This window comes from Pantoea sp. Cr_R13 (assembly GCF_029222565.1).
Lineage (GTDB): Bacteria > Pseudomonadota > Gammaproteobacteria > Enterobacterales > Enterobacteriaceae > Pantoea > Pantoea eucalypti.
The window spans coordinates 112,467-125,741 of record NZ_JARHXL010000009.1 but is presented as its reverse complement, the minus strand read 5'-3'; the positions used below and the strand labels follow the sequence as shown (position 1 = coordinate 125,741).

11 protein-coding genes are annotated in these 13,275 nt (G+C 53.3%); 8 read left to right on the top strand and 3 right to left on the bottom strand.

Translation table 11 applies throughout. From position 1 onward, the window contains the following. Positions 1-82: 82 nt before the first annotated feature. Both P2R09_RS04570 and P2R09_RS04565 read right to left on the bottom strand, forming a co-directional pair. The gene (locus P2R09_RS04570; RefSeq protein ID WP_275767520.1) at positions 83-1,942 is read right to left on the bottom strand and encodes a M48 family metallopeptidase; all 1,860 of its coding nucleotides are present in this window, start codon (positions 1,940-1,942) and stop codon (positions 83-85) included. 364 nt (positions 1,943-2,306) lie between these two features. Beyond that, the gene (locus P2R09_RS04565) at positions 2,307-2,744 is read right to left on the bottom strand and encodes a DUF2628 domain-containing protein (protein WP_275767518.1); all 438 of its coding nucleotides are present in this window, start codon (positions 2,742-2,744) and stop codon (positions 2,307-2,309) included. A gap of 394 nt (positions 2,745-3,138) precedes the next feature. Between P2R09_RS04565 and P2R09_RS04560 the strand changes: the two genes are divergently transcribed. After that, positions 3,139-3,480 (top strand): hypothetical protein, encoded by a 342-nt coding sequence (locus P2R09_RS04560; RefSeq protein ID WP_275767516.1) that lies wholly within the window; start codon positions 3,139-3,141, stop codon positions 3,478-3,480. A 71-nt stretch (positions 3,481-3,551) separates the two neighbouring features. Next, positions 3,552-4,109 carry a hypothetical protein gene (locus tag P2R09_RS04555; RefSeq protein WP_275767514.1) on the top strand — a complete coding sequence of 186 codons (558 nt, stop codon included), beginning with the start codon at positions 3,552-3,554 and terminating at the stop codon, positions 4,107-4,109. Between the two features lie 149 nt (positions 4,110-4,258). Here the strand turns inward: P2R09_RS04555 and P2R09_RS04550 are convergent, their stop codons facing one another. Then, positions 4,259-5,377: an ABC transporter ATP-binding protein gene (locus P2R09_RS04550; protein ID WP_192378003.1), complete on the bottom strand. Its 1,119-nt coding sequence runs from the start codon at positions 5,375-5,377 to the stop codon at positions 4,259-4,261. 325 nt (positions 5,378-5,702) lie between these two features. Here P2R09_RS04550 and P2R09_RS04545 point away from each other — a divergent pair, with 325 nt between their 5' ends. The 6 genes from P2R09_RS04545 to P2R09_RS04520 all read left to right on the top strand — a co-directional run bounded on the left by P2R09_RS04545 (position 5,703) and on the right by P2R09_RS04520 (position 13,212). Further along, on the top strand, positions 5,703-6,923 hold the full coding sequence (locus tag P2R09_RS04545; protein ID WP_275767511.1) for an extracellular solute-binding protein: 1,221 nt from the start codon (positions 5,703-5,705) through the stop codon (positions 6,921-6,923). Between the two features lie 41 nt (positions 6,924-6,964). Next, positions 6,965-8,272 (top strand): sugar ABC transporter permease, encoded by a 1,308-nt coding sequence (locus P2R09_RS04540; RefSeq protein WP_275767509.1) that lies wholly within the window; start codon positions 6,965-6,967, stop codon positions 8,270-8,272. 10 nt (positions 8,273-8,282) lie between these two features. Continuing rightward, entirely contained in the window at positions 8,283-9,134 is an 852-nt protein-coding gene (locus P2R09_RS04535) for a sugar ABC transporter permease (protein WP_003851665.1), read from the top strand. A gap of 3 nt (positions 9,135-9,137) precedes the next feature. Beyond that, on the top strand, positions 9,138-10,331 hold the full coding sequence (locus P2R09_RS04530; RefSeq protein WP_275767506.1) for an arabinogalactan endo-beta-1,4-galactanase: 1,194 nt from the start codon (positions 9,138-9,140) through the stop codon (positions 10,329-10,331). 41 nt (positions 10,332-10,372) lie between these two features. Further along, complete coding sequence (locus tag P2R09_RS04525) at positions 10,373-12,445, top strand: beta-galactosidase (RefSeq protein WP_275767504.1); 2,073 nt, start codon at positions 10,373-10,375, stop codon at positions 12,443-12,445. A 449-nt stretch (positions 12,446-12,894) separates the two neighbouring features. After that, entirely contained in the window at positions 12,895-13,212 is a 318-nt protein-coding gene (locus tag P2R09_RS04520) for a glucose PTS transporter subunit EIIB (RefSeq protein WP_003851663.1), read from the top strand. Positions 13,213-13,275: the final 63 nt, after the last annotated feature.

Sequence of the window (13,275 nt, the reverse complement as noted above, 5' to 3'; positions counted from 1 at the left end):
TGTGGCCAGAAATACAGACTGGAAATGGATATTTGCATTGGCTCCCTTATCAGCTGCGATAAGGGAGCCGATGACAAACGGCTTATGCGCTTTGCGACGCTTCGGCCGATTCTTCTTTCATTAACGCCCTGACTGTCTGATGGCGATGCCAGTAAAGGCCGAGAGTATTTTTAAAGGCTTCAATCTCTTTCTTCAGACCGGGTAAGGGGATCTCACTGCGCTTTTTACCTTTAGCGTTCGGCTGCTCATGCTGTAGGTAGAGCTTATCCCGGCCGAAATTACGAGTGACATTGATGTTTTTTACGCTATCCCACTCCAGCAGTTCGGCGGTTTTCGGTGACACGATGCCCTGCCAGGTGATGACAATCTGCGAACCATCTTTAAGCGTGTAAGGCACATTGGGGAAATGCTTCAGCACCAGCGCGGTTTCCATCTCACCCTCAGGCTGATAACGCCAGGCCAGGCTTTCCTCATGCACTGAAGAGAAGTCGCGTTCATATTTTTGCCACAACTGCTGTTCGATCTCGTTGGCAACCGGCATCAGATCAACCCAGCTCTCGGCTGGGAAATCGGCGGCGACCGCTGCATAGTCGGCTTCGTCGATGTTGTATCCGACGTTGCGCATCCTTTCTGCCAGCGGCGGGTGTGAGTCAAATGGGTGCGGCACATTCTGTTCGCGGACAACGCTGATAAAGTCCGGAGACGCGACATGCTCAGGCAGACCGGCAGCGATAGCTTTACTGATCCCCAGTTCATTTTCATGCAGCGTCCGGTTATTAAAGAAGTTTCGCTCAACTTCACTGCGGTAACTGGCATAGGCGGATACTTTGATCAGCGATTCGATAATCGCGGCGGGGGAGACCAGCGTTGAGGCATTGCGATCCGCCACAAACTCACGTTCACGGCTGTTGCGCTGCCATGCCAGCTCAAACAGCATGCGATAGAGGTAGAGCGGATAGTACACGATCAGTGTTGCCAGATTCTGACCCATCAGTTGCATGTAGAGGTCAAAGCGATGCAGCTTCGGTCCCAGCAGTGCGCCGGAAGCGGTGTCACCTTCATGCAGGTGTGTCAGCTCATGGACCATCACGCCATCAGCCTGCGCAACGGTGAGCTGACGCAGTAGCGGAATGCTGACATAGAGTTTACGACCGGTAAGCGGGTGTCCGTTTACGCTGAGTGGGGCTTCCGTCACGTAAAAGTTGGTATCGATGCCCGCAACGATATGATCGGGGGGCGTGGTGCCTACTCTGGCCGCCAGCATATCAATCTGTGACCAGAGTGCCGGAGCGGCTTCGCGGGTCACGACTTCACCTTCAATACTCTCTTCCGGCGGGAGTTTTTTGAAGATGCCTTTAATCATGTAATACATGCCGGCCAGCACCAGCAGGCCTACGGCCATCACCAGCTTTGGATAGTAGGTTTGCGTGAAGAAAGCGGTACCCCAGAATGAGAGCCAGACCAGCATGCCGCCCTGAACCATAACTTCCAGTGAACAGGCCAGCATCAGGAACCTGCGGGCCAGCGCCAGACTGATCACCTGTCCCTGGCGGCTTTTAAAAGCCAGCGCACTGAACAATAGCACCATTAGCAGGACAACGCCGCTGCCGATCAGCGTCCAGAAAGCCACTTTATCCATCATGTAGAACTGCCACAACTCGGATTGCGGTGCGCAGACGGCGTTTTTGTAATCCTGCAGATTTTCGTCGACCGGGCCGCAGACGCTGGATGGCGGGTTCTGCTGCAAAAAAGTCTGCAGTTTGCCGGTATCCTGATGTTGCTCCTGCGCATCGTTCATAAAGAACTGGGTGTACTGCTGATCGAGTTGCGCATTGCCGTATTCAGCAAAAACCAGAGTAATAACAGGTACCAGAAACAGTGTGAACAGCAGCCAGAGAAATACCTTCAGATAACCCTTTTTCAATTCCGTTAATGATTTCAAAATAATAACATCCTATATGTCAGTGAAAGGGAGAAGCTGCTGACATCAGGAAATTCTCAACAAGAACATCCTGGCCCCGACTATGCCGTGCGGGACACGTAAGCGCTTCAGAGAGAGTGTAATGAGTGCAAGGAGATTATAATCCAGTCTGAACTCATTTTGAAAAGCCCGGAAAATATTCCTGGATGTTTTTCATTGCCAGTTCACTATTCTTCGGGCGACTCACGTTTGCTCAGGTATAACACCGATAATTTGAGTTAAAGTTTATTATTTATTTTGGTCAGGCTCCGCCATGAAGTTTAAAAAGCTGCCTTCCTGCTGACGCTATACCAGATTGTATATTTTGCCAGTTGCGCTGAAAAAATTACCAGCGCATCCCTTTAAAAGGGTTCCAGCCGTTATCGCCTTTTCTCTCTTTCAGGTAATAATTGTAATTCGTACTCATGCCGTACAATGCATTAAAGCCATAGGCCAGGCCGCCCTGAAGATACCGTGGGAACTCGATGCCCGCTATCGCTAAGGCGATGATCAAAATAATATAAACAGCCATCATAATTAAAATCAGCATGATGTTCTTCTTCCACAGGCCGAGTACAAACAGATAAATCGGGCCAAAAACGAAGGCAATTAAATTCATGTTCACTCTCAATTTTTGCCTGAAAGGCAGTTGCTTCAGTGCGTGTCTGAAGCCGGGTGAACTGGGAGCACCATGACGGTCGAAAAAATCAAAGCGGGCCTGCCACTTCGCACTGTATTCTTTAGAACTGTTCTCTTTGCCATTATTTTCAGTGAGTTGTTCCATGTGAACCTCCATGCTTTACACAAAATCTGACGATCACCATACTGTTTCATCCGGATGACAGCGGCATAAATGTCTCCCACCGAAACAGCCGATGAAAATGTTAAAAACAGCGGTTTCACAGCCGCGATTCATTCAAACTAAAATAATAGCGCAGTGCAACAAACAGCAGTGCCGCATCCGGCGAGCAATATTAATGGCACACTGGATCCGGGATAAGCAACAACCTCAGGAAATAATCCTGGCGGCATCAGGCGTTTTATAACGAATCGGGCTGATATGCCCTGAACGGGGCAGGGAGAATATTAGCACCAAAGAAAATATCGCTACAATGATAAAAATATGTTAATTTCCAGAAAATAATTTCTCGTTCCTCACCCATCTATAGGATATAAATATGATCGCCTGGAGCGGAGTCGGGTTTTTTGTCGCACTATTAATTTGTGCTGCTTATCTGCTGTGTAAATGGGTGCTGGATTTTTATTACTACGATGGTTTTTTTGTCGCGCATTTATGGGCGACAGGCGCAACGCTCATCGTTGCTGCCCTCTTTTGTGCGCTCTTCGTCTGGGCGATCCGGCAGGAAAAATGGCTGGACTCCATCGCAACGGCGACCAAAAGTGAGCCGATGATGGCCCCCGAAAAAACCCACAACTTCTTTTTTATCCCCGTTCTTTACTGGCCGATAATTTTGTTATTGCTCGGTTCAGGGATCTGTATTTACGACCTGACCCGATAATGCCTCTGCCTCGCCGACACCCGATTCGGTGTCAGTGAAATGGAAATAGCTACTACACGAAGGAGTTCACGGTGAAATTACGTCAATCATTAAACATTATGGGTGCGCTCTGCCTGACGGCTGCACTTGGCAGCACCCCGATGATCGCATCAGCAGCCGAAGCGAAAACAGCACAGGCTGCAAACACGCAGAATCAGACGATCTCGTTGCTGGATGGCAAACAGACTTTCAAACTGCAGGGTTATGAAAAGCAGCCTGTTCCAGGCGGTGGACCCGGAACAATGTATGTAAACAAGCAGGAAAAACGCGTGTTGATCATTGGCGAAGAGGAGATCCCGCTGATTGCGCGCAGTGGCAGTGACGCTGATTTTCTTGAAGGCGGGAAGTCTATCAAAGACAAGCAGAAGCAGGCGTCACCTTCTTATACGGTGATCAGTGAGAAAACTGAGAATGATAATGGTCTGCCCGTTTATCACGTTGAAGCCACTGACAAAATGGGGGGTAATGATGTTCAACAGGCGACGCTGCTGGCGGTTGCCAACAAGAAATTCTCCGTTATTCAGGTGGTCTCAAATCACAAAGATAAAGCTGGCCACCTGAAAGCGGTTAATAACATTCTTGGTAAATAAGCCGGGACAGCGGGTCAGTAAGAGAAGGGATTGCGGGTGAGTCATGCGTTTACTCAGCCGGTAATGCCTTCTCTGTACCCGGTTTTTTCCAGTCCTTAGAACATAAAAGGCCGTTTCCGGCCTCTCGTTATCTCCCCCTGATACTCACTTCAGGCCGCACGCACCTGAGGCATTTCAATATCTGTACTGATGCGTGCGCCCTCGGCATCAAATACCATGCAGTGATGCGGATGGAAAGAAGGACGCAGCGTCTGGTAAGGGCGAAAATGCACATCACCTGGCAGCAGCATTTTGAAGCCGTCGTGGCCGTGGCTCTGACCAAACAGATAGGTGTTGTTGCCGAGTCGCTCAACCACCTCACAGTGGAAGTCGATGTTCAGTGGCGCATCGCCGTTGATCTGTAACTGTTCCGGCCGGATACCCAGCGTGATCTCATCACCGGGCTGCAGCTGACGGATTGGTGAGGGGAGTTGCAGCCGGTGTTCGCCGTCATTAATCAGGGCGACCAGCCCGGAGGGGCCACATTGTTCCACGCGCGCGGGCAGGAAATTCATCTTAGGTGATCCAATAAAGCCCGCGACAAAGCGGTTAATGGGATTGTAGTAGAGTTCCATGGGCGAACCGACCTGTTCCACCTTGCCGTAATTCATCACCACAATCTTATCGGCCAGCGTCATCGCCTCCGTCTGATCATGTGTCACATAGACCATGGTGGTTTTCAGCTCCTGATGCAGCTTAGCAATGTGCAGCCGCATATCGACACGCAGTTCCGCATCCAGGTTCGACAAGGGTTCATCAAACATGAATACGCGGGGATTACGGACAATAGCGCGGCCAATCGCAACACGCTGACGCTGCCCGCCAGAAAGTTGTTTAGGTTTACGATCCAGCAGATGCGCCAGCTGCAGCGTCTTCGCCACCATCTCGACCTGATGCTGAATCTGCGCCTTTGGCAGACCGTTTACTTTCAGACCGTAGCCGATATTCTCCGCCACCGTCATATGGGGATAGAGCGCGTAACTCTGAAACACCATCGCCACGCCGCGGTGCGAGGGTGCGACATCATTCATCACCTCATCGCCAATCAAAATCTCGCCTTCACTGATCTCTTCCAGACCGGCAATCAGCCTCAGCAGCGTGGATTTACCGCAGCCTGATGGACCGACAAAGACGGCAAATTCACCGGCCTCAATATCGAGCGCAATATTTTTCAGCGTTTCTGTTTTACCAAAGCGTTTGGTGACGTTTCTCAATCTGATACTGGACATGCTAATCCTCACAACAAGATGTCTGTCGGCTAAAATGTATGACGTATAACAGTTGATCATTTTTCACGTCAGCCCTGATGGTGCCTGTGCTGACTATAACGTTCAGCCAGAGTGCACCCTATCGCTGTTTTTGATTTCTGTAATACCGATCACACATTGGTGCAAACGGGCTGGAGCGCAGCACCTGTTCCGCGTAGCTTATGGCTCAAATGCGATACGTTATTCACTCTTCACATGCCTGATAAATCCTTATTCAGCGTGTGTCTGAAAAAAGAACAACAGCAAATGACAGCTAAAAATGTCATACCTTCACACGAGGCCAGCAATGAAAATTAAAATCAGCGTTACGCTACTCCTGTCAGCATTGATGCTTAATCAATCCGTCTGGGCCGCTCAGCAACTTACCGTCTGGGAAGACATTAAAAAATCAGACGGCATTAAAACGGCGATCGCCGATTTTCAGAAACAGTTTGGCGTTGAAGTGAAAGTACAGGAGATGCCGTTTGCACAGCAGATCGAAAAGCTGCGCCTGGATGGTCCGGCGGGCATCGGACCCGATGTGCTGGTGATCCCCAACGACCAGCTTGGCAGCGCAGTCGTGCAGGGCCTTCTGGCACCACTGAAAATCGACATGGCAGAACAGAGCGCCTACAACCCGTCAGCGATGGCGGCTTTTACTCAGAACAACGTGGTCTATGGTGTCCCCAAGGCGGTTGAAACGCTGGTGCTGATCTACAACAAAGATCTGCTGCCTGCGCCGCTGAAAACCCTGGATGAGTATCGCGTGTTCTCGCAGAAGCAGCGCGAGGCAAAACAGTATGGCCTGCTCGCGAAGTTTGACCAGATTTACTACAGCTGGGGCGTGATGGCGCCAATGGGTTCTTACATCTTTGGCAAAGACGCTAAAGGCGCGGTTAACACCAAAGATATCGGACTGAACACGCCAGGCAGCGTGGAGGCGGTGACTTACCTCAAGCGCTTCTTCAGCGAAGGATTGCTGCCAGGCGGCATCATGGGCGACAACGGCCTGAACGCTATCGACTCCCTGTTTACCGAGAAGAAAGCGGCGGCGGTGATTAACGGGCCATGGGCGTTCCAGCCCTATCAGGCTGCCGGTATCAACTATGGCGTGGCACCGCTGCCATTACTGCCCAACGGCAAGCCAATGAGCTCCTTCCTGGGTGTAAAAGGCTATGTGGTGTCCACCTGGAGTAAAGATCAGGCACTGGCGCAGAAATTCCTCACCTTTATTAACCAGCCGCAGTATGTGAAAGAGCGCTATCAGAAAACACAGGAGATCCCGCCCGTTACAGCATTGATGAACGATCCGATTATTAAAAATGATGAGAAGGCCAATGCAGTCGCAGTGCAGGCAGCACGTGCGTCAGCCATGCCAGGCGTACCAGAGATGCAGGAAGTGTGGGGGCCGGCCAATGCGGCGCTGGAGCTGAGCGTTTCCGGCAAGCAGGAGCCAAAAGCGGCGCTGGATAACGCGGTGAAGCAGATCACCATGCAGATTGAAGCGATGCAGGCCAGCAACCAGTAATGCGGGTTCGCGGGATAACCGTACAGGATAAGGATCAGAGTGTGGCTATATCTTCCGATGAACATCTGGTGACGGCTAAGCCGCCGCGTCGTCATGCGACCACCGGTGCGCTGCTGGCACTGCTGCCTGGCTTTGGCCAGTTTTACCACCGCCAGTGGGCGAAAGGGTTGTGCTTTCTGATTCTGCTCAGCAGCTTTACCGGCGTCTTCCACGATTTTCTGCGTGAAGGATTCTGGGGGCTGTATACGCTGGGTGAATCAGTTCCGCGCGATAACTCCATTTTCCTGCTGGCTGAGGGGATTATCAGCGTGCTGATTGCCGCTTTCGGCGTCGCGGTATGGGGCGTGTCCGTGCGCGATGCGTGGGTCAATGGCGCCAGACGCGACAGGGGCCAGCAGCTTAACAGCGTGCGACAGCAGTACCAGTTACTGCTGCGTGACGGCTTCCCATATCTGATGATTTCGCCGGGCTTTATTCTGCTGGTATTCGTGGTGGTGTTTCCGATTCTGTTTGGTTTCGCCATCGCCTTCACCAACTACAACCTCTATCACACGCCCCCGGCGAAGCTGGTGGACTGGGTGGGGTTCAAAAACTTCATCAACATTTTCACACTGTCGATCTGGCGCTCCACGTTCTTTGACGTGCTGCAATGGACGGTGGTCTGGACGTTGCTGGCGACGACGCTGCAGTGCACCGTGGGCGTGATGCTGGCGATTCTGGTGAATCAGAAAGACCTGCGCTTTAAGCCGCTGATCCGCACCATCTTTATCCTGCCCTGGGCGGTACCGGGCTTTGTCACCATTCTGGTGTTTGCCGGGATGTTCAACGACAGCTTTGGGGTGATCAACAACGCGATTCTCGACTTCTTTGGTGTCGCGCCTAAAGCCTGGATGACCGATCCGTTCTGGACCAAAACGGCGCTGATCATGATGCAGACCTGGCTGGGCTTCCCGTTTGTCTTTGCCATGACAACCGGCGTCCTGCAGGCGATCCCGGATGATCTTTATGAGGCCGCCATCATGGACGGCGCAAGTGCCTGGACACGGCTGAAAACCATCACGCTGCCGCTGGTGCTCTACGCCATTGCGCCGATCATCATCACGCAATACACCTTCAACTTTAATAATTTCAACATCATCTATCTGTTTAACAACGGTGGTCCTGCCGTGGCGGGGTCGAATGCCGGCGGAACCGATATCCTGGTGTCATGGATTTACAAGCTCACCATGTCGTCGTCGCAATATGCGATTGCCGCCACTATCACCATTTTGCTGTCGATTTTCGTGGTAGGTCTGGCGCTGTGGCAGTTCCGCGCGACCCGGTCGTTCAAACAAGATGAGATGGCGTAAGGAAGCAAGTATGGCGAAGTCCGGCAGTATTAAACGCGAAAGGTGGATACGCCTGTCGCTGACCTGGCTGGTGGTGCTGGCCGTCTCGACCATCATTATTTATCCGCTGGTCTGGACGGTGGGGGCATCACTGAATGCAGGTAACAGCCTGCTCAGCAGTTCGATCATTCCGGAGAATGCGTCGCTGCAGCACTACCGCGACCTGTTCAATGGCACGGTGCCGTATATGACGTGGTACTGGAACTCGATGAAAATCAGTTTTCTGACCATGGTGCTGACGCTGATCAGCGTCAGCTGCACCGCCTACGCCTTTTCCCGTTTTCGGTTTAAGGGGCGGCAGAACGGCCTGATGCTGTTTCTGCTGCTGCAGATGATCCCGCAGTTTTCGGCGCTCATCGCAATTTTCGTCTTGTCGCAGCTGCTGGGATTAATCAACAGCCATCTGGCGCTGGTGTTGATCTACGTCGGCGGGATGATCCCGATGAACACCTATCTGATGAAGGGTTATCTCGACTCGATTCCCAAAGATCTGGATGAGTCGGCGCGCATGGACGGGGCGGGTAATTTCCGCATCTTCGTGGAGATCATCATGCCACTGTCGAAGCCGATTCTGGCGGTGGTGGCGCTGTTCTCTTTCACCGGGCCGCTGGGAGATTTTATTCTCTCAAGCACCATTCTGCGTACGCCGGAGCAGTTCACGCTGCCCATTGGCCTCTATAACCTGGTGTCACAAAAAATGGGTGCCAGTTACACCACTTATGCAGCTGGCGCGGTGCTAATTGCCGTGCCGGTCGCGGTGTTCTATCTGGCCCTGCAGAAATACTTCGTTTCCGGCCTCGCCTCAGGCAGTACTAAAGGATAAATCATGACGCCAAAAACATTGATACTCGCCCTGGCACTGGCCTGGGCGACACCGCTGCTCGCCGCCGATCAGCCTGTCATCGCCTCTGCCGGGCCATGGCCAGCCGATTTTATCAAGGGAGCGGATATCTCATCGCTGGCTGAGCTGGAGAAACAGGGCGCGAAATTTTACAACGCGAACAACCAGCAGCAGGACGCCATCGCCATTCTGAAAGCCAATGGTATCAACACCATCCGGTTGCGACTGTGGGTCGATCCCACCGACGGCAGCGGTCACACCTACGGCGGTGGCGGCAACGATCTGGCGACCACGCTGGCGCTGGCGAAGCGGGTTAAAGCGGCGGGAATGAAGCTGCTGCTCGATATTCACTACAGTGATTTCTGGACCGATCCTGGCAAGCAGTTCAAGCCCAAAGCCTGGCAATCGCTGACCTTTCCGCAGCTGGAAACCCAGGTGCATGACTACACGCGCGACACCATCGCCCGCTTTAAAGCGGAAGGTGTAATGCCGGATATCGTGCAGATTGGTAACGAACTCAATGGTGGCATGCTCTGGCCAGAAGGTAAGAGCTGGGGCCAGAACGGCGGCGAGTTTGATCGGCTGGCGGGTTTGCTGAAGGCCGGTATCAGCGGTTTGCGCGAGAACCTCAGCGATCCGCATCAGGTGAAGATCATGCTGCATCTGGCCGAGGGCACGAAAAATGACACTTTCCGCTGGTGGTTCGATGAAATCGTTAAGCGTAATGTCCCGTTCGATGTGATTGGTCTGTCGATGTACACCTACTGGAACGGTCCCATCAGCGCCCTGAAAGCCAACATGGATGATATCTCCCGGCGCTACGACAAGGACGTCATGGTGGTGGAGGCCGCTTACGGCTATACGCTGGAAAACTGTGACAATGCTGAAAACAGCTTCCAGGCCAAAGAGGAGAAAGCAGGTGGCTACCCCGGCAGCGTCGCGGGTCAGGCGGCATACCTGCATGACCTGATTAAGGCGGTGCTGGCGGTGCCGGACCATCGCGGCAAGGGCGTGGTCTATTGGGAGCCCGCGTGGATCCCCGCACCAGGCAATACCTGGGCTACACCTGCTGGCATGAAATATATCCACGACGAATGGAAACAGGGAAACGCCCGCGAAAACCAGGCGCTGTTTGACTGTCACGGCAAGGCACTGCCTTCGCTGCAGGTTTTTCATTAACGCTTAGCGCTAACGCTAATGTCTTCCTCTGAGGAACAGGTATGAATAAATTTCCCCCGCTCAGCGCCCGGGTTAACCGGCTGCTGCATGGTGCTGACTACAATCCGGAACAGTGGGCGCATCAGCCGGGTATCATTAGTGACGACGTTGAATTGATGAAGCAGGCGAACTGTAACGTCATGTCGGTGGGTATTTTCAGTTGGGCGAAGCTGGAGCCGGAAGAGGGCCGCTATGAATTTGGCTGGCTGGATGAGGTCATCGACACGCTGTGGCTGCAAGGCATTTCGGTGTTTCTTGCGACACCCAGCGGGGCACGTCCGGCCTGGATGTCGCAGGCCTATCCTGAGGTGCTGCGCACAGGGCGCGATCGCGTTCCGGCGTTGCATGGCGGCCGCCATAACCATTGCATGACCTCGCCGGTTTATCGTCAGAAAGTGCAGGCGATGAACAGCAGGCTGGCGGCGCGTTATGCGCACCATCCGGCGGTGATCGGCTGGCACATTTCCAATGAATATGGTGGTGAATGTCACTGCGATCGTTGTCAGGAGGCCTTTCGCGGCTGGCTGCAGCGCCGTTATGAGACGCTGGAGGCGCTGAATCTTGCCTGGTGGAGCGACTTCTGGAGTCACACGTACAGCGACTGGTCACAGATTGTTTCACCTGCGCCACAGGGTGAGATGTCTATTCATGGTCTGAATCTGGACTGGCGACGGTTTATGACCGATCAGGTCACAGACTTCTGCCGTGAGGAGATTAAACCACTCAAGCAGGCCAATCCCGATCTGCCTGCGACCACCAATTTTATGGAATATTTCTACGACTACAATTACTGGAAGCTGGCCCCTGCGCTCGATTTTATCTCCTGGGACAGCTATCCGATGTGGCATAACGAGAAAGATGAGACCACGCTCGCCTGCTATACCGCGATGTACCACGATTTGATGCGTACGCTAAAGCAGGGCAAGCCGTTTGTGCTGATGGAGTCGACACCGGGTGCGACCAACTGGCAGCCGACCAGCAAGTTAAAGAAGCCGGGTATGCATATTCTCTCTTCACTGCAGGCGGTTGCCCACGGCGCGGACGCGGTGCAATATTTCCAGTGGCGCAAGAGCCGGGGTTCGGTCGAGAAGTTTCATGGCGCAGTCATCGATCATGTCGGTCATCTGGATACGCGCACCGGTCGTGAAGTGAGTGAACTGGGCCGGATGCTGGCCGCTATGACGCCCGTAATGGGCAGCCGGGTCGAGGCGCGTGTTGCCATTATTTTCGACTGGGAAAGTCGCTGGGCGATGGACAACGCGCAGGGTCCGCGCAATCTGGGTCTGCATTACGAGCGCACGGTAAACGAGCATTATCGGGCGTTCTGGGAGCAGGGTGTTGCAGTAGATGTGATTAATGGCGACAGCGATTTCAGCGGTTACGATCTGGTGATTGCACCAATGCTCTATATGGTGCGCGACGGTTTCGCGGCGCGTGCAGAGCAGCATATTGAACGGGGCGGGCATTTCGTGGCCAGTTACTGGAGTGGCATCGTCAATGAGAGTGACCTTTGTTATCTCGGCGGTTTCCCGGGTCCATTGCGGCCGCTGCTCGGTATCTGGTCAGAAGAGATCGACAGCCTGACCGACGAGGAGTTTAACGGCGTGCGCGGTGTGCGCGGCAATGAACTGGGGTTGAGCGGCCCTTATCAGGCCAGAGAGCTTTGTGAACATATTCATCTGGAGGGTGCGACTGCGCTGGCCAGTTACGAGAGCGATTTTTATGCTGGCACCCCGGCGGTGACGATGAATCGCGTCGGTCAGGGCAAAGCCTGGTATATTGCATCGCGTAACGACCTGTCATTCCATCGGGATTTTTATGGCGCATTGATTAAGCAACTGGGTTTACCGCGTGCACTGGCGGGCGAGTTGCCGCCGGGCGTGGTGGTTCAGCGCCGAACTGACGGTGAGCAGGCGTTTCTGTTTGTGCAGAACTTTACCGCTCAGACGCAGCAACTGTCGTTGCCCGCCGGGCTGAGTGATTTGGTGGATGGCATGAGTGTTGGGGGATCGCTGACGCTGGGGCCGTGGGGGTGCAGAGTTTTAAGCGGACCTATGGCGCAGGGAGCGGTATAACCGGAGGCAGCAAGCGGTCAGGGGCAAATTTAGTGGCGGTGGCAGGCCGTTTGAGCACAGGTGCAGAGGACCAGCGCCTTGGGCAAAGACACAAAAGATGCCGCCCCTGTCCGCTCAACACAGGCTATTACGCACCTCATCCCTGAGGTGCGTCCGTTACCGGTCCAACGCGTTGCGTTGTTCAGAAACGCTCCCGGCGTTTTTGTCCATGGCCCGTGATGCTTTGCTACAGGCACTGGCTCCGATCGCTTATGGTTTTGGCGTTGCCTGTACCAAGGTCTGAATTTAACTGTTGATAGGGAGCCGGTTTTTTAGAGGCTGCTAACAGGATAGATGCAGGAAGCGTGTATATTCAGTGAGCGTTCCCAGGCATGTCCCCCGCGTTTTCATTAATCAGTCGTGAGTGGCGGGCCATTGCCCGCCTTTTTTATTATCTGAAGGAGAACAACATGTTGAGTCTGAAATCGTTTAAGCAATATTTCAGTCGGCAGCCGCTGACGGTGGAAGAGCTTGAGGTAGACAGCGCACTACTGGAGCGTCTGGTGAACTGTTTTGGCGGGCGTGAGAATATTCAGCAGGTTGACGCCTGTTTAACCCGGCTACGGGTAAAAGTAACGTCGCTGAAGGCAGTTGATACGGCGGGATTACAGAAAGCGGGGGCGATTGGCGTGGTGATCCTGGGGCATGAGGTGCATGCAATCTTTGGTAAGCAGTCTGACCAGTTGCGTCAGTTGCTGGAAGAACGTTTCTTTAAGCCAGAGCAATAAGCCGCTGCAAAAAAATGGATAACCGTCGCCGGTTATCCAAATAAGCCCCTGCATAAGAGCTTA